General features: G+C 36.6%; 25 protein-coding genes. 12 read left to right on the plus strand and 13 right to left on the minus strand.

What is annotated here, in order from left to right:
- Window positions 1–126: 126 nt before the first annotated feature.
- From ACFSQ0_RS03240 to ACFSQ0_RS03260, 5 genes are all read left to right on the plus strand, one after another.
- Window positions 127–759 carry a hypothetical protein gene (locus ACFSQ0_RS03240; protein WP_379044044.1) on the plus strand — a complete coding sequence of 211 codons (633 nt, stop codon included), beginning with the start codon at window positions 127–129 and terminating at the stop codon, window positions 757–759.
- 450 nt (window positions 760–1209) lie between these two features.
- Window positions 1210–1641, plus strand: coding sequence for a hypothetical protein (locus tag ACFSQ0_RS03245; RefSeq protein ID WP_379044047.1), 432 nt, complete (start codon window positions 1210–1212; stop codon window positions 1639–1641).
- Window positions 1642–1842: 201 nt separating this feature from the next.
- Window positions 1843–2064 carry a hypothetical protein gene (locus tag ACFSQ0_RS03250; RefSeq protein WP_379044049.1) on the plus strand — a complete coding sequence of 74 codons (222 nt, stop codon included), beginning with the start codon at window positions 1843–1845 and terminating at the stop codon, window positions 2062–2064.
- A gap of 1 nt (window position 2065) precedes the next feature.
- A complete protein-coding gene (locus ACFSQ0_RS03255) occupies window positions 2066–2368 on the plus strand; it encodes a type II toxin-antitoxin system RelE/ParE family toxin (RefSeq protein ID WP_379044052.1) in 303 nt (100 codons plus the stop codon).
- A 1104-nt stretch (window positions 2369–3472) separates the two neighbouring features.
- Window positions 3473–3856: an HU family DNA-binding protein gene (locus ACFSQ0_RS03260; protein WP_379044055.1), complete on the plus strand. Its 384-nt coding sequence runs from the start codon at window positions 3473–3475 to the stop codon at window positions 3854–3856.
- Between the two features lie 788 nt (window positions 3857–4644).
- Here ACFSQ0_RS03260 and ACFSQ0_RS03265 read toward each other — a convergent pair.
- The 9 genes from ACFSQ0_RS03265 to ACFSQ0_RS03305 all read right to left on the minus strand — a co-directional run bounded on the left by ACFSQ0_RS03265 (window position 4645) and on the right by ACFSQ0_RS03305 (window position 12781).
- On the minus strand, window positions 4645–5169 hold the full coding sequence (locus tag ACFSQ0_RS03265) for a YceI family protein (RefSeq protein WP_379045361.1): 525 nt from the start codon (window positions 5167–5169) through the stop codon (window positions 4645–4647).
- A 173-nt stretch (window positions 5170–5342) separates the two neighbouring features.
- Window positions 5343–6059 carry a pirin family protein gene (locus ACFSQ0_RS03270; RefSeq protein ID WP_379044058.1) on the minus strand — a complete coding sequence of 239 codons (717 nt, stop codon included), beginning with the start codon at window positions 6057–6059 and terminating at the stop codon, window positions 5343–5345.
- A gap of 340 nt (window positions 6060–6399) precedes the next feature.
- Window positions 6400–7278 carry a pirin family protein gene (locus tag ACFSQ0_RS03275; protein ID WP_379044061.1) on the minus strand — a complete coding sequence of 293 codons (879 nt, stop codon included), beginning with the start codon at window positions 7276–7278 and terminating at the stop codon, window positions 6400–6402.
- Window positions 7279–7303: 25 nt separating this feature from the next.
- A complete protein-coding gene (locus tag ACFSQ0_RS03280; protein WP_379044064.1) occupies window positions 7304–8182 on the minus strand; it encodes an AraC family transcriptional regulator in 879 nt (292 codons plus the stop codon).
- 528 nt (window positions 8183–8710) lie between these two features.
- Window positions 8711–9007, minus strand: coding sequence for a hypothetical protein (locus ACFSQ0_RS03285; protein WP_379044067.1), 297 nt, complete (start codon window positions 9005–9007; stop codon window positions 8711–8713).
- 174 nt (window positions 9008–9181) lie between these two features.
- Window positions 9182–9745 carry a pentapeptide repeat-containing protein gene (locus tag ACFSQ0_RS03290; RefSeq protein ID WP_379044070.1) on the minus strand — a complete coding sequence of 188 codons (564 nt, stop codon included), beginning with the start codon at window positions 9743–9745 and terminating at the stop codon, window positions 9182–9184.
- A 49-nt stretch (window positions 9746–9794) separates the two neighbouring features.
- Window positions 9795–10523, minus strand: a complete 729-nt coding sequence (locus ACFSQ0_RS03295) for a DUF3667 domain-containing protein (RefSeq protein WP_379044073.1) — start codon at window positions 10521–10523, stop codon at window positions 9795–9797.
- Window positions 10524–10726: 203 nt separating this feature from the next.
- Complete coding sequence (locus ACFSQ0_RS03300) at window positions 10727–12196, minus strand: potassium/proton antiporter (RefSeq protein WP_379044076.1); 1470 nt, start codon at window positions 12194–12196, stop codon at window positions 10727–10729.
- Window positions 12197–12370: 174 nt separating this feature from the next.
- Window positions 12371–12781, minus strand: a complete 411-nt coding sequence (locus tag ACFSQ0_RS03305; protein WP_379045385.1) for a hypothetical protein — start codon at window positions 12779–12781, stop codon at window positions 12371–12373.
- Window positions 12782–12949: 168 nt separating this feature from the next.
- Here ACFSQ0_RS03305 and ACFSQ0_RS03310 point away from each other — a divergent pair, with 168 nt between their 5' ends.
- The 4 genes from ACFSQ0_RS03310 (at window position 12950) to ACFSQ0_RS03325 (ending at window position 17071) form a co-directional block, all read left to right on the plus strand.
- Complete coding sequence (locus tag ACFSQ0_RS03310; RefSeq protein ID WP_379044079.1) at window positions 12950–13435, plus strand: acetyl-CoA carboxylase biotin carboxyl carrier protein subunit; 486 nt, start codon at window positions 12950–12952, stop codon at window positions 13433–13435.
- A gap of 37 nt (window positions 13436–13472) precedes the next feature.
- On the plus strand, window positions 13473–14918 hold the full coding sequence (gene accC, locus ACFSQ0_RS03315) for an acetyl-CoA carboxylase biotin carboxylase subunit (RefSeq protein ID WP_379044082.1): 1446 nt from the start codon (window positions 13473–13475) through the stop codon (window positions 14916–14918).
- Window positions 14919–14933: 15 nt separating this feature from the next.
- The gene (locus ACFSQ0_RS03320) at window positions 14934–16475 is read left to right on the plus strand and encodes an acyl-CoA carboxylase subunit beta (RefSeq protein ID WP_379044084.1); all 1542 of its coding nucleotides are present in this window, start codon (window positions 14934–14936) and stop codon (window positions 16473–16475) included.
- Between the two features lie 152 nt (window positions 16476–16627).
- On the plus strand, window positions 16628–17071 hold the full coding sequence (locus ACFSQ0_RS03325) for a DUF4168 domain-containing protein (protein ID WP_255504465.1): 444 nt from the start codon (window positions 16628–16630) through the stop codon (window positions 17069–17071).
- A gap of 303 nt (window positions 17072–17374) precedes the next feature.
- Here ACFSQ0_RS03325 and ACFSQ0_RS03330 read toward each other — a convergent pair whose 3' ends face one another.
- Both ACFSQ0_RS03330 and hutI read right to left on the minus strand, forming a co-directional pair.
- A complete protein-coding gene (locus ACFSQ0_RS03330) occupies window positions 17375–18349 on the minus strand; it encodes a formimidoylglutamase (RefSeq protein ID WP_379044087.1) in 975 nt (324 codons plus the stop codon).
- Window position 18350: 1 nt separating this feature from the next.
- The gene (gene hutI, locus ACFSQ0_RS03335) at window positions 18351–19586 is read right to left on the minus strand and encodes an imidazolonepropionase (protein WP_379044090.1); all 1236 of its coding nucleotides are present in this window, start codon (window positions 19584–19586) and stop codon (window positions 18351–18353) included.
- Between the two features lie 270 nt (window positions 19587–19856).
- Here hutI and ACFSQ0_RS03340 point away from each other — a divergent pair, with 270 nt between their 5' ends.
- The 3 genes from ACFSQ0_RS03340 to ACFSQ0_RS03350 all read left to right on the plus strand — a co-directional run bounded on the left by ACFSQ0_RS03340 (window position 19857) and on the right by ACFSQ0_RS03350 (window position 21147).
- Window positions 19857–20495, plus strand: a complete 639-nt coding sequence (locus ACFSQ0_RS03340; protein ID WP_379044093.1) for a peroxiredoxin — start codon at window positions 19857–19859, stop codon at window positions 20493–20495.
- 111 nt (window positions 20496–20606) lie between these two features.
- Complete coding sequence (locus ACFSQ0_RS03345) at window positions 20607–20918, plus strand: thioredoxin family protein (protein WP_147862375.1); 312 nt, start codon at window positions 20607–20609, stop codon at window positions 20916–20918.
- A complete protein-coding gene (locus ACFSQ0_RS03350) occupies window positions 20899–21147 on the plus strand; it encodes a DUF6952 family protein (RefSeq protein WP_379044096.1) in 249 nt (82 codons plus the stop codon). Before ACFSQ0_RS03345 ends, ACFSQ0_RS03350 begins: the two co-directional genes overlap by 20 nt.
- Window positions 21148–21410: 263 nt before the next feature.
- Here the strand turns inward: ACFSQ0_RS03350 and ACFSQ0_RS03355 are convergent, their stop codons facing one another.
- The gene (locus tag ACFSQ0_RS03355) at window positions 21411–21824 is read right to left on the minus strand and encodes a hypothetical protein (protein ID WP_379044099.1); all 414 of its coding nucleotides are present in this window, start codon (window positions 21822–21824) and stop codon (window positions 21411–21413) included.
- A 191-nt stretch (window positions 21825–22015) separates the two neighbouring features.
- Window positions 22016–22240, minus strand: a complete 225-nt coding sequence (locus tag ACFSQ0_RS03360) for a hypothetical protein (RefSeq protein ID WP_379044102.1) — start codon at window positions 22238–22240, stop codon at window positions 22016–22018.
- Between the last annotated feature and the right edge of the window lie 57 nt (window positions 22241–22297).

Raw genomic sequence — 22297 nt, forward strand, 5'->3', positions numbered from 1 at the left:
ATTTAGAGCTAAAACGAGAGTTTTGTGTATTTTTATAAAAGTATAAGTTTAACCGAAAAACTTGCGCATTTTAGCTCGCCACTTTCGTTATGCGCGAGACGTTGTACACCATTAGAAAAAACAAAATTGAGCAAAGAAAAAGAAGAAAATAAAGAATTATCGAATTCATTAATTGAAACAATTTCAAGTTCTGATTTGACTAATATTGGAAAAGATATTCTTGAAATCGGAGTTGATAGAATACTAGCAGATGGTCTTTTAAAGGAAATTCCAGTTATAAATGTTGCTACTGGATTTTGGAAAACTGGAATTGCAATACGCGATTATAGATTTATTACAAAACTTCTTCATTTTTTAAATGAATCGTCCAGGCTAACTCTAAAGCAAAGAGAAGAAATTATAAATAAGCTTGAAGACGACAAATATCAATCAGAAGCTGGAGAAAAATTAATTTCTATAATTGACAATTTAGAAACAAAATCTAAAGCTAAATTAATAGGAAAAGCAATATGTCTTTTTGGAAATGAGATAATATCACGTGATGAATTTTGGAGAATTTCATTCATTATAGAAAAACTTCCAACATCTGATATTAATGCGCTGAAAAATTGGAAAGAAACCGATTTAAACAAAGTTGAACATACTAGAAAACATCTTTATATGTCTGTTGGTTTAGGATGGTTTGTGCTTAATATGTCATCTACTGGATTTGTATGGACAGAAAGACTTTGCGAAATTATATCTGAACATTTAATCTAAAAATAACGGTGTACAATAACTAAGCGTTCCCCAATGAAAAATCGGGGCAAGCTGTGTGGCCGGTACAGCTTGTCCCGACTTCTTTTTTCGGGAGCCTGACATGAACGCCGTGTTGACAAACCTGGCTGTTTGTCGGTTGGTACTATGGGGATTAATCTATTGCTGTGCTGCTCTTTTAGAGATGATTAGCCACATTTCTTTTCTTAGCGGTAGACTTAGGATACCCAAAAAGCTTATAAATTGCACCTCTTTGCGTATTGAATGGTTTATGGCTATCCCCGCTAGTGCGCGGTTGCATCGCGTTCACCTTGCCTTTTAAACTGAGTCAACTCGACTGGTTAAAACTGACTCTAACACATTCACTCCTCAATAACTTAGTTACACTTTATCCAATAAAAAAATGATATTAAAAGTGTATATTTGGGTTGATATAACGAGTTACCTACAAGATTGAAAAGACTCACTCGACATATAATTGGAATTTTAGCATTTGTGGCTTTTCAGATTTCATTTGGACAAGAAAGAATTATTACTGGAAAAGTAATAGGACAAGATTTGAGCGAATTTCCTGGAGTTGTAATTATGACTTCGGACTTAAAAGCAATAGACACAACTGACTTTAATGGAAATTTTGAATTTAAATATTCAACGGACATTCATAAAATAAAACTGATTTTCCCAATGACGCAGGAAGAGGAAATCGAGATAACGGAAAATTGTAATCGGATAGAAATAATATTGCTTGAGGAATGGATTTATGACTATGTTTCTCTAAAAAGAGCCGAGAGAAAAAAAGAACGTGACAGGAAACGGACTTTACCTAAACTCTATGGAGAAGCATATGAAAAGGGAATATTTAAAGATAAAAAATCCTGTAGGTAACAACGGCTATAATTCAGCGTGGCTTATGCTCTATTTTAAAAAATATGTAAATTTAACCAAGTTGATTTCTTACGCGGAATGTCCTGCGGACGATTCCACGCCGAAACCATAGCCAAACACGTTGGGCTTCATTTAAAAAAAAACGTTCCCAATCAAAATTTCAGGTTAAAATCATTATTTTTGATTATAAATAAATATGAGATGAATATTCAAGCGGAAAAAATAGAATTGGTAAAAATGCTTTTGGACACCGAAAACCCTAAAATCATTGAATCAATTAAAAAAATCTTCAAAAAAGCAAAAACTGCTGACTTTTGGGACGATTTATCTGTTGAACAACGTAAAGAAATTGAAACAGCTTCTCGTGAAATAGAAAACGGAGAAATAACGGATTACGAATCTTTTATACAAAAACACAGATAAATTGAACAGAAAAGTTGTTATTTCAAAAACAGCAGAAAGGAAATTAGAAGAACTTTTCGAGTATTTAATAGAAAAATGGTCTGTTAAAGTAAAAAAAGATTTTGTTGAAAAATTAGACTCATCAATTGAGATAATTAAAAACCAGCCTGAAATATTTCCCGAATCTAAAAAAGGAAAAAGTTTAAGAAAATGCGTAATCACAAAACAAACGACTATATATTATCGCTATAATGCTAAACGAATAAATATTGTTACGTTATTTGACACAAGACAAAATCCGAATAAACTGGATAAAGAAATATAAAAAACAAAAGCCCAACAATGGCTATAAGTAATTGCTTGTTCTCGCCTACTTCTGAATCCCGAAGCTTCGGGACTCGCGGATTTTTAGTTTGGTGTGTACTTGCAAAGTTAACCGCTAAATCCCGCACTACTCATACACAAACCGTTACCATACAGTTTACACCTTATATTAACCTTTCGAAGGATCAAATTCTAAAGGGGTACAAGTATAGCCTTAAGGAGGGCCAATAATAGAAATTGGCTTTTTTCGTGAATAGATAAAGGCAGCTGTAGCAATACAGGTTCATTTTTTATCTCCTTATTTTTTCTTTAATTATATTGCTCATAAGATTTCACAGCGCTTTCGGGTTGATAGTTTAACTACGCTCGTTTTACATGAAAGGCATATCCTAGAATTAACAACTATTCCAAACAAAACTTTCTTTGAAAACTAGGTTGTAGGGGTATGGCAAATCTTTTAACGAGTAGTAATAACATTGACCATAAAATCTGCTTTTCCAAACTATAAGGGGTTAAATATGCAGTTTAAATTACTTGCTTATCGATCTATCAAAACAGCAACACATTGCTCCAATTTTTAATTGCAGTAAAAAAATCTGGTCTAGGCCATTATTTTTTATTGATGCTGATAATATTACTGAAATTTTGACCAGTGCTGGAAAGATTAAATTGAAATTACTTTTTGTTTAAAAGAAATGTTTTTAGCGCATTATATCAATATTATGCAATATGGGTGTGGTTGGCTAAACGCTAAAATAGTGATAGGTGAACCTCCTTTTTTTGGTTACAGATTGGTTTGGTTTTACTAGTGAAAAACCTATAAATAAGCGCATTAATATTTCTTTAACACATAAAATGTGGAAATTTCTGTTAATAAGTATTTTCAATATTTTTTTTTATTACTATAAATTGCTTTAATTTTAAAGTGTTAAATAATTTTTGTTTAAACAAAGATGTTAAAGCAACGCCTATGACATAGTGTTAAAAATGTACCCTGAGATTTTTTCTGGTTTTTTTTACAGCATCCAGAACCAGGCTACCAGGTAGCTGACCTCTAATAAAACGTATTGAAAATGCTGTACAATAATTTAAATTTAATAAAAAAATGATTAATTTGAAGACCGTGGGTAAGAAAAACCCACAAGATGTAACTGCACCACAGCAGTTTTATGCACAAGCGGTAAAAACAGGTTTAACCGACCTTAATCGTTTGGCTTATTTAATTTCGAACCAATCTACCGTTCGTGAACCGGATTGTTTAGCGGTATTAAGTGCCTTGGTACATAATATGACCGATGAACTTTCACAAGGACGTGTAGTGCAACTGGGTAGTTTAGGAAACTTTCAAGTAGGGGTAAGCTCAGAACCGAGTGCCACTCCCGAGGAGGTAAACATTAGTAATGTCAAGCAAATACGCTTAAATTACAGACCCGGTAAACGTGTGCGTAAAGCACTCGAGACAATGGACTTTAAATTGATCGGCGGCTAGAAACTTGCGATTTATTTAAGTTGATTAAATAAAGGTTTCGTTTGAAAAAACGAGGCCTTTTTTTTTGTGCGTCGGATAAATGTTAACCTCGCCAACTTCCTTTCTTATAAATTTCTTCCCTTTTTCCTTTCACAAACCCAGCAGTTTGTAATCATAAGCACCGCAGTTTATCATGATAAACCCAGCAGCTTGTGGTTGTAAGCACAGCAGTTTGTAAAATAAGCCGCTGAGCTTTTTAAAGATGCTTTAAAAACCGACCCAAAAAGACACAAAAAAAGCTCAAAAAGTACTGGCGGCTAGAAACTTGCGATCTTTTTTGAGCTTGTTAAATAAAGGTTTTTAACGTAGCACATAAGTAATACTTATGTATAACAAATATAGACAACTTAAGCGAATTTCGCAGCTAATATCAAATAAAATTTTATATAAAATAGAATAAATTGCAAAGGGCTTGCAGATTTAAAGTAATTATTTTCGATTAAAAGTCTTATAAGTTGATGGTATAAGCCTTTTCTACCTGTTTTGCTTGATGCAGCCTCAACCTTAAAAACCCTAGCTTTATAGTGATCCAAAGCAATATTTATTTTGCGATAGGAGGGGAGCATCATATTTATTTACTTCGTTTAATACTCTAATGTAAAAAGTTTTCGACCGCTCCAACTGCAGTAATTCAAGCAAGTTAGGGTGCTATTTTAGTTCAAGAGCAATTTATTAGTTTTCTACATCTTACTCTAAACACAACAAGCAGCCGTACTACTGCTTGTTGTGTAAATATTTATATTAATTTATTAAGAATTTTGTTTGATAAATTGCGCATCAATAACCAGCTTCACTTGGTCTGATACTACCATATTTCCTGCTTCGGTAAGGGCACTCCAGGTCAAATTAAAATCTTTGCGGTTTATTTTACCCCTAATCTCAAAACCTGCCTTGGTTTGACCGTAGGGGTCAACCGCCACACCGTTAAAATCTACGGCTAATTGAACTTCCTTGGTCACGTCTCTAATGCTTAGATCGCCTATTAAAGTTTGACCGTCAAAAGATTTAGAAGTAAAGGTAAGTTCGGGGTATTGCTCGGCATTAAAGAAGTCATCCGATTTTAAATGTGTGTCCCGATCTTCATTCTTGGTATTAATCGAAGCCGTTTTAGCCGAAAATTGAAAATCGGCTTGTTTAAAGTCATCGTTTTCGGTGGTCACTTGTGCTTCAAAATCGTCAAAATTTCCTTTCACCGTTGAAATCATCATGTGCTTTACCTTAAAAGCTACTTCTGCGTGTGCAGGATCGATTTTCCAAATTGTTTTTTCCTTCATCATGTTTTGTTTTTTAGGATTTATAAATTGTTTAAATTTTTATAAGTAATGCGCCTTCGCCTTAAAGCATAGGAAGGCTGAGTCAACTAATGCAGTTGACTTTTAAAAGCGCTAAACCAGCTAATGCTTATACTTTTATTTTTTGATATTATGCGAAGACCTAGTCCTTGTTATTATGCCAATTGCATGGGGACTTCCATTAAAAGTACACGTGCTTCGCTTAAGGCTTTAACCCGTAGGCTGTCGGTTTCCCAAATACCCATTCCGTCTCGAGGGTTCAATTGCTGTCCCTCTACTTCAAGATTACCCTCTAATACAAAAACATACACGCCGTTTTCTTTTTGTTTAAGTTGGTACTCCTTTTCAACTCCCTGACTAAAATCGCCTAAATGAAACCAAGCATCTTGATGAATCCAAACGCCTTGGTCTTCTTTATTTGGGGAAAGAATTTGATAAAATTCATCTTTGACCGCTATATCTTTAACCGAAATTTGATCGTAGCGCGGTTTTACATTTTGTTGTCTAGGAAATAACCAAATTTGAAGAAAATGAACTTCTTGGTCTTGGTTTTTGTTTTTTTCTGAATGTGTGATGCCCGTACCAGCGCTCAACACCTGCACATCTCCCTCTTTGATTACCGCAACATTGCCCATACTGTCTTGGTGCTCTAAATCACCCTTTAAGGGGATAGATATAATCTCCATATTATCATGCGGATGCGTACCAAAACCCATACCTCCCGCTACTTGATCATCGTTTAAAACGCGTAGTACACCAAAGTGCATCCTTTCGGGATTAAAATAGTGGGCAAAACTAAAACTGTGTCTTGATTTTAGCCAACCGTGATTGGCTTGGCCTCTAGACGCTGATGGGTGAATAATATACTGCATGGCTTTTCTTTTTTTGTAGTGATGTTATTCTTTTTTAGTAATTTAATCCGCTTTAAGCGAAAAAAAACTCCTCTTAAAATACATGTTGGTAGCCGATTAAAACCACTACTGTTGTTTTGTGCTACAAAGATGATAAGATTTTACCGCTTGTACCATATGAAAACTGGGGCGAAGCTTATTAAAATCCGACATCTGGCATTTTGCCTGCTTTGGGTTGTGGTTATAACTACCAACTAGTACCAAAAAAAAAAAGAGTGCCGGTAACAATGCAATGCTTTGTTGCTAAGAAAATTGATAGCCTTTTGCCCATAGTAATAGCTAAAAGCAAGCCATTTAAGGATTACAGTTTTCTATCTGGGTAGGGTACAAATTCTGTTTCGCCCTCAATTTTTGGGAAATCTTGTGCTTTCCACTTTTTTATAGCTTCTTCAATACGGGCTTTACTGCTTGAAACAAAATTCCAATCGATAAAACGTTCTTCCTCGAAAGCTTCACCACCAAATAGGTAAACCACAGAATCGGCTTCCATAGTGAACGAGCAGAGCTTCGTATCTTTAGCGATGAGTAATTGCTTTTCTCCAAAATGTTGGTTTTCAGTTTTAATGCCGCCTTGTAGTATATATAAACCCACTTCTCCGTAAAGCTGTTCGCCTAGTGTAACTTCTTGGGCATTAGAGCATTTAAGTTCTAACATATAGAGTTTACTATGCACGGGTACTGGTGATTGCTTGCCAAAAGCTTCGCCTGCGATTAATTTGTAATGGATGTTTTTGTCTTGCCAAGTAGGCAACTCTTCTTTATTGATATGCGTAAAACTAGGTTCAATTAACTCCTTTTCTTTGGGTAAAGCCACCCAAATTTGCAAACCATGCAATTCTTGATTAGTCTTGCGTAGGTAATCTGGTGTACGCTCAGAATGTACCACCCCTTTACCGGCGGTCATCCAATTTACAGCACCTGGTTTAATTTCTACGGCGTTACCAATAGAATCACGATGCATAATGCTGCCCTCAAATAAATAGGTTAGGGTAGAGAGCCCTATATGCGGATGCGGTAAGACATCAAAATGCTCGCGTTTACTCAGTTGCACCGGTCCCATATGATCAATAAAAATAAATGGACCCAGCATACGCTTTTGTCGGAAAGGCAATAGTCTACCGACTAAAAAATTACCGATATTGGCAGCGCGTTCGGGTATGATTAAGTTGATATTTGACATAGTCTATTGTTTTATAGGTGAAACTTCAGTGTTTGAGAAGTCTTTTTCTAAAGGCGCTTGGCGAAACTTTAGTGTAGTTTTTAAAAAAGGCACTAAAATTACCGGGCTGATTGAAACCTAAATGGTAAGCAATTTCTTTATTTGTTAAATCGCTAAAATAAAGCAGGCGTTTGGCCTCGGTAATCAATCGGGTGGTGAGGTAATCTTTAGCCGTTTTACCCATTTTTACCTTTAATGTACGGTTTAAATGATCTGGGGTAATGTGAAGCGCTTCGGCATAAAACGCTGTGGTGTGTTGGCTTTTATAATTTTGCTCAACACTGTTTTTAAACGCCCTAATGAGGTTTTCTCCTATTTGTTCAGCATCAGTAGCTGCTCTATCTAACGTACAGCTATTGTTGCAGGCAATCAAGAGCAGTTTGAGCAGCGCCCCAATGGCCATAAATTTATAGGGGGTGTTTTGATGAAAGCTATCAAAAATCTGCTCGGCATAGTCGGTTATTTTTTCAAATTCTTGCTTTGTTGTTTTTAAGGGAGGGGTATCGCCGTAGTTTTGAAAAAGATTTAATCGCTCAATAAAGCTAAGCGGAATGGCATTCTCTACTAAAAACTGGTGCGAAAACACCATTGAATAGCCGGTGGAGGCTTTTTCCTCGATAACCTGATGTACCTGGCCTGGGGCAATAAAATAGATTTGTTGTTTGCCCAGAGTATAGGTGTTAAAATCTATTTTGTGTTGGCCCTTTGCGTTTTTAAACAAGAGTACGGTAAAAAAATTATGCCGATGGGGCTTGTCGATTTTACCTTGGCGTTTGGCATAAATGGCTTGCATTTTAGAAATACCAAAACTCAGTTCTTCAGACTGAGCATTCACATTTTGGTAAGTTTTTACTTTTTCTGCCATTGAGGAAGGCTTTTAGGATAATTTAAAAGTTACTGTAGGGGGCAATAGTTAGTCACTAATAGAAATTATGAGTGCTTAGTGAACAAACTTTAGCCTAAGGTATTAAAAATAAATGAAATTGAATAGCAACCCCTAGTCGACCTCGCTGGCGCGAATGTCTCGCTCGTGACTCCCGCTCTCGCAGGCTTGTAGCCTGTGGCTTTCTATCCATTAGCAGGTTCATAAAAAAATTACTATTTTTAAAATATGAGTCGTAATTACAAGTTTCGTGATTCAGTAGGTTTTTATTTTGTGAACTTTAGTTTTATCCTTGAATGAAGAATTGAATATTTGGGCCATTGATGGAAATGGGGTGAGGAGAACACGATGCAATTGCGCGCTAGTAGGTGTTTTTAATTACCGTGATTGATTTATTTTAAGCGGTATACAAGATTTCTAAGAACGCCACGCTAATTGAAAACATGCCTTAAAGAACAAACTCGAAAGACAAAAAGTGTAGTAAACAAGACAATCAAAAAAAACTTGCTTTTAATGCAACCAAACTAATAGTCGTATTAACGCCAAAGCAAAACAAATATAGAAAACACCATAAATCAAGCGTTCTTTTTTACGTTGGCGTTTAGCTTTAAATTGAATTTGTGCTTTAATCTGTTTTAGTTTGTCGGGGGCTATTTTTTTAAAAAATGGTTTTTCTTGTCCACCTGCAGTAGAATGGATCGATTGCCTGTTGTTCTCTTTGAATTTATTGCGATTACTAGGACGAAGTTTACGGTTTTGTTTCATCCTACTTATCATATCCATAATGTGGCCTGATCCGTAGCTCATGTATTTAAGATTGATATTTTACATTTCAGCCGATGAATATACGTTAATTTTTGTTAAAAACAAGATTTTTACTTAGTTGTGAAAGCTTTTGATATTATAATAGGGTAGCGGCAAAGCTTTTTAGAATAACTATACCAACTTTCGTTGCCGCCAAGGTCTCTAAGAATATTTAGGTTATGGCGCTAATACAATTTCCCATTCGGCTAATAAGCCTGCAACGCCATCTAATGAGAATTTAGCTTTTTTTAGGGTATTTAAATTAGGGTTTATTTGATAGTGTTGAGCTGTTCTAAAATCAGCTTGACTTAATTGACTGCGCTCAAATCGAGCCTGACTCAAATCGCAGTGTGCAAAAACAGCTTGAGTCAGGTCGGCTTCAGTAAAATCAACAGCCGATAAGTTGCAGTGGTCAAAAATAGTTTGCTTGAGCTTGCTTTGATAAAACGAACTATGGTCAAGTTGACAATGAGCAAAACTAACCGATAAGCCAAAAGGTTCACAGGTATTAAATTGAAGTCCGAGCATTTTACAATGCTTGAAAAATGCTTCACGAAACAAGGTCTTGTTTAGTCTCGCCATACTAAAGTTACAGTGTTCAAAATGGCAGTCTATAAATTGCATTTTAGAAAGGTCTTTTTCAAAAAAATCGCAATGTTCAAAACGGCACTGCTCATATTCGCCTGGCGCTAAACAACCGATTCGTGTAAACTCCTGGTCGTAATAATAGTCGGTTTTCATAGAATAATTTAAAAGTTATTTTGAGATCACTAGCTTAAATATTGTTTGCTTAGCTACCCAATAAAAGATCTAATCCCATGCTTATTGCTACAAATAACAATAGGCTGGTAAATGTTCCTAAGCTATAACCTAAAATTGCTTTTATATAGACACGTTTTCTATTGTCTAGATAAAACTGTTTGACCGCCCACATTAGGTAAATCCAACTTAGCGGCAAACCAATTTGAAGAAAGGGAAGGCCAACAAGGTTATCTACTAAGCCTAAGACAAAATAAAACAACATAAATAGCCCTAGAATATAGCAAAGAAACACAAAGATCTCAAAGTAATTATAATTAATGCGTCTAAAAAATAAACGATAAAATGCAGCAATGAATAAAGCCATCCATACATTTAAGTAGCCGTAATTGTCGGTAAACCAACTTAAGAGTTCAAAAGCTAGAGGTCGACTTTTTTTAGTTTCTTCGCTAAAGCTAATGGTCAATATCTCATAATCAAAGAGCCGCTGTCCTAAGGTATACACCAAAGAGCAGACAATTAAAAACAAAATGGGTTTGATAAACCTTTTACGCTCTCCCCATAGATATCGTTTTGTGGTTTTGCCTGGTCTTAATGCTAATTCTTTAATGGTATAAAAGATACCAAATTCTAAATAAAGTATGCTTTTTAATTCTTGCACTACATAACCCGCGTCGATACGCTTGGGTTTTAAGTGGGCGCCGCAAGAAGAACAAAATTGGGCCGCTTTATCTGGTTTACAGTGCTTACAATTAGGCAAATTAACTTGAATTGTTATTAGCGCTTGGTATTGCGCAATTTGTGATAAAGTAAATGTAATTATTTTTTAAATTAAATAGTTTACTAATCTTTACAATTTTTAATTGAGTTGGTTTTTCGCTTCCGCGGAAGCGAAAAAGAATTTAAATTAAATCAAGCTTGAAATTATAGCCTTAAAAGTCCAAAAAGTTTTCCTAAACCGCACTAAACAAAGCCTACTTGTAGAACCCGTTTTACTTCTTGCATACTGTCTTCGTGGTCTAAGAGCACCACCAGTATATCATGCGCTTCAATAATTGTAGAACCTCCCGGTCTTACAAAATTATCTTTCCTTTTTATCATACTAATAAAGGCCGAATCGGGAAAATGCAAATCTACGATTCGCTTTCCTACAGCATAATCTTGGGCGTTTATCTGTACCTCCTCCATTACCGATTTGGGCAGGTTTAAAATATACCGATCGTTGGGAGCCAGTGGTTTGTCTTTTTCGGGTAAGCCTACATTTAACCATTTTGCTACAATAGAAAGCGTAGTTCCTTGTAATAAGACCGATGAAACCGAAACAAAAAATACAATGCTAAAAATCATCGGTGCTTTATCAATACCCGCTAGTAGAGGATAGGTGGCAAACACAATGGGTACGGCACCACGCAAACCTACCCAAGAAATATAAAAACGCCTACGAAGTTTCATTTTAAAAAATATCAAGCTTAAAAATACGCCAACTGGGCGTGCTATAAAGATTAAAAATAATGAAACCACCAGTCCAATACCAAGATACGGAATGATGTGCGATGGAAAAACCAGTAAACCTAGGGTTAGGAAAAGAACTATTTGCATCAACCAAGCTAGTCCATCAAACATCTGCAGTATGGTTTTTTTATGGATAAGCTCATGATTGCCTAGATATACCGCACAAATATAAATGGCTAAAAAACCGTTTCCGCCCAGAAAGTCGGTTGCCGAAAAGGTGATAAACATAAGTGCAATGACCAAAACCGGGTAAAGCCCTTCAAAATCAAGTCTGATGTTGTTAATAGCTAACTTACTTAAATATCCAAAAGCTATTCCTAATACGCCGCCCAGTATCATTTGCTGTAAAAAGAGCGGTAGGATACTCCAAAAGCTTTGATCTTGATTTACTACTAAAGATAAAAAAGCGATGGTTAATACATAGGCCATAGGGTCGTTACTACCGCTTTCTAATTCGAGTGTGGGTCGTAAGTTGGTTTTAAGCGCTAAGCTTTTTGACCTTAGAATAGAAAAAACCGCAGCAGCATCGGTAGAAGATACAATAGCGCCCAGCAATAAACTTTCATATAGGGTAAAATCGGTAATCGAATAAACAAATAAACCCAATGAAACTGCCGTAAGCAACACCCCTAAGGTAGAGAGAGCAATACCTTCTTTAAGAATGGGCTTTACCGACTGCCATTTGGTATCTAAACCTCCCGAGAAAAGGATAAAGTTAAGCGAAACAATACCAATAAATTGAGCAATTTTAGGGTTGTCAAAGTAAATGCCACCAATACCATCTGATCCTGCTAGCATTCCGATACTCAAAAAGAGCAACAAAGTGGGAACCCCAAATTTATAAGAAGTTTTACCCACCAGAATACTAATGAGTAGTAAAATAGAACCGATTAAGACAATGTTTTCAATGGTAATACTCATTCCGTAGTTTTAGTAGCTTAGCTTAAAGGCTAGCCAATGTCAGCCTATAAAGTTAAATATTTGTCTGTGTTTTTGGTATAGAAATGATTGAATTTTATACTGTTTAAAATATAGGTATAAAAAAAACTGCTTGTTGGTCAAGCAGTTTTTTTATTTTAAAAATTGTGGTTGGTTTTATTCTAGAGAAGCTCCAACTGCAATATCGCAACGGTGACCTGGTTGCCCGTGTGGCGGATTCACCTTTAGATTACTGGTATTGGTTGCAGCTTCAACAGGGTTTCCGTTCACTGGGGTAACGGTGTTCTGAATCTGATTTGGTTTTGAATTAAGTGGCGCACCTACTTTAAGGTCGCATCGGTGGCCCGGTTGCCCATGCGGTGGGTTGGGGTCGTCTCCACTAGGGATGTCCTGCGCATTAGTGGTTTGATTATTGGCAGCCGCCTCTGTATTACTGGTTTCTGTAGTGGGTTCAGCTGTTGCCGTTTCCTTTTCTTTTTTCGCTTGGTCTTCACAAGAGAAACTGATTAGTCCGCCTGCTAAAGCCAAAGCCATAACAAAAGTTTTTGTTGTTTTAATTGAAATCATAGTTGTTTTATTTTTTTCGAATATACAAATAATTCTTTTTTTCTTGGCCTTATTTTAATTTACTCGGCGGGCAAGGCAAAAAAAACAATTATTTCAGCAAAGCTTCGGTTGCTTTTTGTCAATTTTATATCTTTACGCAGCACAATAAATTTAGTAAATATAACCACTATGAGTAAGCGGTACCACGTAAAAGTAAATGAGCAGTGGGATTTTGATTTTAGCGAAGAAGAAATCCGTCAATTCGATTTACAAAACCTTCCTAACCATTCGTTTCACGGTCTAGAGGAGAATAAATCTTTTAAAGCGGCGATTACCCAGCATAATTTTATCGATAAAGTCTATAATGTAAGCATCAACGCCAATCCGTATACGGTAGCCATACAAACCGATTTAGATCGTTTAATTTCAGAAATGGGATTAGAGTTGAATGCAGGTGCTATGGTGAATGAAATCAAAGCTCCGATGCCCGGACTTATTATCGAAGTAAATGTAAAGCCAGGCGATGAGGTTAAAGAGGGCGATTACCTTATGGTACTCGAGGCGATGAAAATGGAAAATGCGCTTACTGCACCACGCGATGCCAAAATAAAGCACATTGCGATTAATACAGGAGAGACCGTAGAAAAAAATCAATTGCTTATCGAAATGGAGTAATGGCCCGAGTGGTTTATTATAATAGTACAAAATCATTATGAAGAAAATATTAGTTGCCAACCGAGGAGAAATCGCTTTACGGATTATGAAGACCGCCCAGAAAATGGGTATAAAAACGGTAGCCGTTTATTCTGAAGCAGACCGCAATGCACCGCACGTAAAATTTGCTGATGAAGCCATTTGTCTAGGGCCAGCACCCTCAAACCAATCGTATCTTAAAGGAGAGGTAATTATTGCCGAAGCTAAAAAACTGAAAGTAGATGGTATTCATCCTGGATATGGATTTTTAAGTGAGAATGCTCAATTTGCACAAGCCGTAGAAGAAAACGGTATTACTTGGATTGGTCCGGGTTCAAAAGCCATAGAGGTGATGGGAAGTAAACTTGCCGCTAAAGAAACGGTTAAAGCGTATGACATACCTATGGTTCCCGGAATAGATGAAGCCATTACCGATATTGACAAAGCAAAAGCAATTGCCAAAGAAATTGGCTTTCCTATTTTAATTAAAGCTTCTGCCGGTGGTGGAGGTAAGGGAATGCGTGTTGTAGAGCAGGAAGCCGATGTTGAAGAACAAATGAACCGCGCAATTAGCGAAGCCGAATCGGCTTTTGGAGACGGTGCTGTTTTCATTGAAAAGTACGTTGCTTCACCACGGCATATCGAAATTCAAATTTTAGCCGATAGCCACGGCAATGTCGTGCATTTATTTGAACGCGAATGCAGCGTTCAACGAAGGCACCAAAAAGTGGTAGAAGAAGCACCATCGGTAGTCCTTGATGAAACCTTGCGCCAACAAATGGGTGAAGCGGCCGTTAAAGTAGCCAAGTCTTGTGACTACGTTGGAGCAGGAACAGTTGAGTTTTTATTTGATGAACAGCGTAATTTCTATTTCTTAGAAATGAATACGCGTTTGCAGGTGGAGCATCCCGTAACCGAATGGATTACAGGTATAGATTTGGTTGAAGAGCAAATAAATATTGCTCGCGGAAAAGCTTTGCGATTTAAGCAAGAAGATTTACAGATCAATGGGCACGCTATGGAATTACGTGTATATGCAGAAAATCCGTTAGACGATTTTTTACCAAGCGTAGGAACGCTATCTACTTATCAAGTGCCGCATGGTGAAGGCATTCGAGTAGACAATGGTTTTGAAGAAGGTATGGAGGTACCTATTTATTATGACCCGATGTTGTCTAAGTTGATTACTTACGGAAAAACCCGAGAAGAAGCTATTCAAAAGATGATTGAGGCTATTGATAGGTATAGGGTTATAGGGGTAGAGACTACTTTAAGCTTTGGTAAATTTGTAATGGAGCACGAGGCCTTCCGTCAAGGGAATTTTGACACTCATTTTGTGAAACAATACTATTCGGCTAGCTTATTAGAAGAAGCCAACAAAAAAGAAGCGCGATTGGCAGCCTTGGTGGCTCTTCGCCAATATTTAACCGATCAAAAACAGCTTAGATTACCGCGCATAAAATAAAGACTTGAGAGAATTATGAGTAAGAATATAAAGATACTGGAAGAAAAGATAAAACAAGCCCATTTGGGGGGTGGCGAAAAACGAATCGCTAAACAACACGAAAAAAAGAAGCTTACCGCTAGAGAACGTATAGACTATTTACTTGACGAAGGTTCTTTTGAGGAAATAGGAATTTTGGTTACTCACAGAACCACCGAATTTGGTATGGATAAGCAAAAATTTTATGGCGATGGGGTGGTAACTGGCTATGGTACCATCGAGGGGCGTTTGGTTTATGTGTTTGCACAAGATTTTACCGTTTTTGGTGGCTCTTTGTCTGAAACCCATGCCGAAAAGATTTGTAAGGTGATGGATTTGGCGGTGAAGGTTGGTGCCCCAATGATCGGACTTAATGATTCTGGTGGAGCGCGAATTCAAGAAGGAGTGAAATCGCTAGGCGGTTATGCCGATATTTTTCATCGCAATGTTAAATCATCGGGTGTGATTCCTCAGATATCAGCAATAATGGGACCCTGTGCTGGGGGAGCGGTTTATTCACCTGCTATGACCGACTTCACTCTTATGGTGCAAGATACCAGTTATATGTTTGTTACGGGTCCAAATGTGGTTAAAACGGTTACCAATGAAGAGGTGACCTCAGAAGAATTGGGTGGTGCCAGTACACACGCTACCAAATCGGGGGTAACGCATAGAACGGCGGTAAACGATATTGAATGCCTTGAAGATGTGAAAAAATTAATCAGCTATTTGCCTCAAAACAATCAGCAAAAAGCAGCAGATTTACCCTATAGCTTAGGCGATGAATTGCGTGAAGGTTTAGCCGATATTGTACCCGAAAGTTCAAATAAACCTTACGATATGCACGCGGTAATCGATGGAATTATAGATCAAGATTCTTTCTTTGAAATCCATAAAGATTATGCCGATAATATTATTGTAGGATTTGCCCGTCTAGGCGGAAAAAGTATTGGTATAGTTGCCAATCAACCTATGAGCTTAGCCGGAGTGCTAGATGTAGATGCCTCTAAAAAGGCAGCTCGTTTCACCCGTTTTTGCGATGCTTTTAATATTCCTCTATTAGTACTAGTAGATGTACCTGGATTTTTACCCGGTACCGATCAAGAATGGAACGGGATTATTTTAAACGGAGCCAAATTATTATACGCCTTAAGCGAAGCGACGGTTCCTAAGGTTACCGTGATTACACGTAAAGCCTATGGCGGAGCTTATGATGTAATGAACTCTAAACACATTGGTGCCGATTTAAATTTTGCTTGGCCAGGCGCAGAGATTGCCGTTATGGGAGCAAAAGGAGCCAGTGAAATTATTTTTAGAAAAGAAATTATGGAGGCCGAAGATCAAGAAGCAAAATTGGCCGAAAAAGAAGCCGAATATGCCGAACTTTTTGCCACTCCTTTTGAAGCCGCAAAACGAGGCTTTATCGATGAGGTGATTTTGCCTAAGGATACGCGTAGAAAGCTAATCAAAGGTTTTAGCATGTTGGAGAACAAAGAAGTTTTAAGACCAAAACGCAAGCACGGAAACATTCCGCTTTAAGCGAAATAAAAAAAAGGTAGGGATTTTGGCCTGTTAATTGTTTAATAGTTAAGTAAGGCATAAACAATCCTAAGAAAAATAAAAATTTTTCGTCGAGTTGATTTTTTTTGCTTAAAATTGAAAAAATTTAATAATCTAAATTAAGAATAGAAATGAGAAGATTTAAAAATGTATTTTTTGCTATGGTAATGCTGTTGAGTGCTAATGCTTTTGCTCAAGAAGCTCAAGTTAGCGATGCCGATTTGGCAAAATTTGCAGAGGCTTATAAAGCAGTGCAGGTTGAAAATAGAGAACTACAGCAAGAAATGGTAGCCTATATGAAGAAAGAAGGTATGGAGGTACAACGTTTTCAAGCTATCCAGCAAGCATCTGTAAACCCGAACCAAGAGGTAGAAGCAACTCCTGCCGAGATGAAGAGCTACAAAAAAGTGGTGGCTAAGGTGCAAGAAATGCAGCCACAATTGCAAAAAGATATGATGAGCATCATTCAAGACAAAGGACTTAGTATCGAGCGTTACCAACAGATTGGAGCTGCTTTGCAACAAAATCCAGAATTGCAACAAAAATTGCAAAACTTAATGATGAAGCAAGAATAAATTTGATTTGCTTTACAATATAAAAGCTGCCGTTGAGGCAGCTTTTTTTATGCTTTTATACTTTAAAATATCTTTTTATGAATTGAAATGTGAAACAAGTTGCTCACGGCAATTTAAATAATTCTAAGCTTGTGGCTATTGAGCATTTGGCATTGGATTGTATATCCCAAAATAGCTAAACTTGACGATTGGTTTACCCAGAAATTTATAAAGAAATAATCAGTTTAGGCAAACCAAAGCTATTAAATCAAATACCCCCAATTGGTATTTGCCGAATTGGGGGTATTATTTATTTAAAAAATTTTATTCGTCCCGTATAAAATCTGAAACAAGGTAGCTTAGTGCTTTACCAACTTGTCCGTTCTCATCAGGTATGGCTTCGCAGATGTGCAAGTAATGGGTTTTTTGCTTTTTGGCTAAATTCACAAAACTACGCAACTCACGCATATCAAAACCTGTAGGGGTTGCTGCACTACTAGCAAAATTGGCTACCGCATCACAATCTATTTCTAGACCAAATTGATTGCGTACAAAATCGGCTGTTTTCTTGAATTTCACTAATTTATCTAGAGCGGTAAGATGCATAATCTCTTCGTAACATACATAGTTTTGTTGTTTGTTGGCCTTAATAGCTTCAAAAATATAGTCTGGTGTATAGTTTTGATGCAAACCAAAGATAGCATAACGATCAAGGTAACCTTCTTTGCTAGCAAAACTAAACCCATTTCCGCTATGACGGTAATCGGTATTTCTTAAATCGGTATGGGCATCTATATTTAGGACATTAATAGGTTGATCTAATCCCAGTGCCACACCGCGGATGATACCGTAAGCGTTGTTATGACCGCCACCAATTACTATTGGTGTTTTATTGGCCTCAATAATCTTTTGCACCACTTGAGTAACCGTGGTATCATTAAAGCTAACAATTTCGCCCAACTCTTTAGGATCATTGGTTTTTTCGGCATCTTGCATACTGCCCTTGGTTAAAATTTCACCTAGAATTAGGCAATTTTTAGTGGTGTTATAAGGATTAACTTGGATGTTTAAAAAAGCCTTTAAAAACGCTTCCCAAGCGGCTGCGGTCCCCGCTTTTCCGTAATTGGCACGTACTCCAATATCTTCTGGAATACCGATAATGATAAATTCTTCGGGACGGTTGGCTAAATCATCAAAATGATTGACAAAGGCCAGTTTTTCTCCCATTTTAACTTCTCCAACTCTGGTTTTCGTAAGTTCTTGAGCACGAGTGGGTGTAAAAAAAGTAAAGTTTTTCATATTAAAGGCGTTTTCCGTTTATATAAACTTGCTCAATATGGTTTTGACCAAAAGAGTAAGGTAAAAATCCGTACGAGGGTATCTTTTCGGTAATCAAGAGATTAGCCTGCTTACCCGGTGTAATACTGCCGTGGGTGTCTAACAAGTCTAAAGCGTATGCCGCGTTGAGGGTGGCGGCATTAATAGCTTCTTCAGGTGTCATTTTCATCTTAATACACGCTAACGATAAGCAAAAATTCATATTGCCATTGGGCGTGGTACCAGGATTGTAGTCGGTTGCAATGGCCAATGGCAGGCCAGCGTCTATAATTTTTCTTGCTGGGGTGTAGGGAATATCTATAAAGAAAGAACACGAAGGCAAAGCAACTGGCATGGTTTGCGTGTGCTGTAAGGCCTTTAAATCGGTATCGGTTAAAACTTCTAAATGATCAACACTCCTGGCGTTGTGTTTTACACTGGCTGCTATACCGCCAATAGCATAAAATTGGTTCACGTGAATTTTGGCGGGTAAGCCATATTGCTGTGCGGCTTCTATGATACGTTCGGTTTCGGCTACGCTAAAATAATTCTTCTCACAGAAAACATCCACATAATCGGCAATTCCCTGTTCGGCTACCGCTGGTAACATTTCATTTATCAGATGATCTACATAAGCCTTTTGGTTGTTTTTATATTCTGGTGGAACCGCGTGGGCACCCAGAAAGGTAGCTTTTATAGGTAAATCATATTGTTGGCGTAGTTTTTTTATAACGCTTAGCATTTTTAATTCCGCTTCAAGCGTTAAGCCATACCCCGATTTGATCTCGATAGCCCCTGTACCCATTTGCATAACTTGTTCTAAACGATTAGCGGCTTGAATGTAAAGTTCGTCTTCTGGGGTTGTTTGTAGATTTTTGGCGCTGTTAACAATGCCACCGCCTTTAGCTGCGATTTCTTCGTAAGTTAGGCCTTTAATACGGTCGATAAACTCTTGTTCGCGATTGCCAGCATAGACCAAGTGCGTATGTGAGTCTACCCAAGCGGGTAGCACAAATTGACCAGATAAGTTAATTTGCTCGTCCCAAGTTTTATCGGGTAAATTGGGCATGCTGCCATAGTCGAGTATCTTATCGTTTTCAATTAATAACCAAGCATTTTCTAGTACTGGTAATTGGCTCATGGCTTCTCCGGCTAACCAAGTAGATGTCTCTTCTCTTACTTGTACCAAACCTTTGATATGCGTAAATAGTGTTTTCATAGGGTAAATATAATCAACCTTGCCTACATGTAAAATAAAACAACTTAAAATTGGACTATTTGCGGTTTCCAACAGGTTTGTTGTTGGCTACTCAATCGGCTTTAAGCCTAGTGAAATCAACATAAATAAGTAAAAACTATTATTTTTAATAAATGTTATAGAATACTCTTATAGTGTAATAAAAAAGAACAAGCATGAAACTTGTTTTTTGCCTTTATTATTCTATATTTTTGTGAGTGTAAAACAAGTATAACTTTAAAATTTTTAAATATGTCATTAGTAGGAAAACAATTCCCAAACTTAGAGGTAAACGCAATGAATGAAATGGGCGAAACCTTTAAAATCAATGTTTTAGAAGAGGCTAAGAAAAATAATAAGAAAGTATTATTATTCTGGTACCCAAAAGATTTCACTTATGTATGCCCAACTGAGTTGCATGCTTTTCAAGAAGCTTTAGCTGATTTTGAAGCTAAAAATACAATGGTAATTGGTGCATCTTGTGATACAGCAGAAGTTCATTTTGCTTGGTTAAACACCCCAAAAGATAATGGTGGAATTGAAGGAGTAACGTATCCAATTTTAGCTGATTCAAATCGTAACTTAAGTTCACGTTTAGGTATTTTAGATATCGAAAACGAGCACTACGATGAGGAAACTGGTGCATATACTGTAGAAGGAGATAATGTGACTTATCGTGCAACTTACCTTATTGATGAAGAAGGAAAAATCTTTCACGAAGGAGTAAACGATATGCCATTAGGAAGAAACGTGTCTGAATTCTTACGTATGATTGATGCTTATACCCACGTACAGAAAAATGGTGAGGTTTGCCCTGCAAACTGGGAAGAAGGTAAAGATGCTATGCAAGCGAATAGCAAGGGAGTAGCTTCTTATTTGTCTTCAAACTAAGAAAAGGAAGAAAATTACACTGCATTTTGTAGGCGAAAAGGTTTGCAATTTGATTTAAAACAAGCTTGAAAGCCTACAAAATGCAAAATTACTAATTAAAGAAAAATTGCTATGAAAGAGTTAGATCAAGATAATTTACAAGAGATTGTGAACAGCAACAATCGCGTTGTGGTACAATATATGGCTGGCTGGTGCGGTAACTGCCGTTTGATGAAGCCAAAGTTTAAAAAACTAGCTCAAGAACACGAAGATACTACGTTTATTTTGGTAAATGCAGAGAAGTTTCCTGAGTCTAGAAAGTTAGCAAAAGTGGACAATTTACCCACATTTGCAACCTTTAAAGATGGGGAGTTTGTAAATCAAGTACAGACCAATAAATTAGAACCTTTAAAAGCTTTAGTAGATGAAGTTACCAGTAATTAGACATTTCCAGAAAAATCATTCTGAAGAGGCACTCGAACACACGATTGAGGTATTGGAGTCTTTTTCGGAGCATCGTTCGGCAACAGAAACCGATTTAGATGTAATAGGTGAATTGATTACCAATCTTTGTGGCGCCATTGAGGTTAAACAAATGATTGCAGATGGCCAATCTGAGCGCGATGCAGCCAATGCATTTGCTAAAAAAGTATTGGGTTCAATCGATCAGTAGTTATCCCAAATTTTAGGTTAAACCAGCAGACTTGATGTTTGCTGGTTTTTTTATTTTAAAATCTAATGCAGTAATGCGAATTGAAGTGTTTATTTAGAGAGCCTTACATTCACGCTAAACACAAGATACGGCAAATAGCAAGTCCAAGCAATTAAAGTCAGTACCACCCAAGCGATATTTTCAAAAGTTGAGAAAAGCTTTTAGTTGTCAAATTTGTAGTGATTATTGAACTTGCATAAAAAAATTTTAAGAGGTATGCGTTTTTAGTCTTCGCGTTTGCTTTTAAGTTTCTTTTCCTTTTTTAGTCTACGTTTCCTTGCTCGTTCGTTTTCTGTTTTAAATACAACTGGTAGTGCCAGTTTTTTCCCGATTTTCTCTTCTTCAACGTAGGTAGTTTTATCTGCTGTAAATTCTTTAAAAAGCTTAATTACTTCTTTTTCAATCCTGCGGTGTTCGCTACGCGCATTTATATCATAAAATTTTCCTTTTTCATTAATTTTGAAAAAAACAAAAACTCTTATTTCCTCATTTGGCTTATAGTTTAATTTATGGGCAATTCGATTAATTTCATCTTTGTTAGTCTTATTAAAAATTTCTGAGAAATCTCTTGCCAAGTTGGCCTGGCCAAAGCTTATACTAGTTAGTGCTAAGAATAGTAATAAAATTGATTTTTTCATAGTAAAGGGGATAATAGTTTTTGGGTTATTTAATGAAATTTTATGGCTTTAATTTGAATTGTACATAATTGCCCGTGAAGATGAAACAATTAATTAGAATAAGCTTAAACACTATAAAATTTCTTGTTTAAAAAATAAATAATCTTCTAAATCCTAAGAAAATTTAGCCCTATATTTTTACGAACAAAAAACTATTTCAATCTATCTTTTTTCTGTGCTGAATTTATTTTTTTTCTTAAGGTTGGTCTAAAGAGTAATCCCATAAAAAAACCGAAAAATAAAAGCCCAAAAATAAACTTCCATAAATCAAAGTCCTGGTGCCCCAAATAATCGAATAAAGCCATACCAAGAGCATAAAAAAAGCCACTATAAACCCCGTGTTTAATAGTCTCTTTATTTAGTTTGCTCATTTTCATAAGTGATAAAGTTTTTATATTTATTTCATTTAAATCAAGAAGTTACAGAAAAATACA

The sequence above is a fragment of the Mesonia sediminis genome, from assembly GCF_042684705.1.
Taxonomy (GTDB): Bacteria; Bacteroidota; Bacteroidia; order Flavobacteriales; family Flavobacteriaceae; genus Mesonia; species Mesonia sediminis.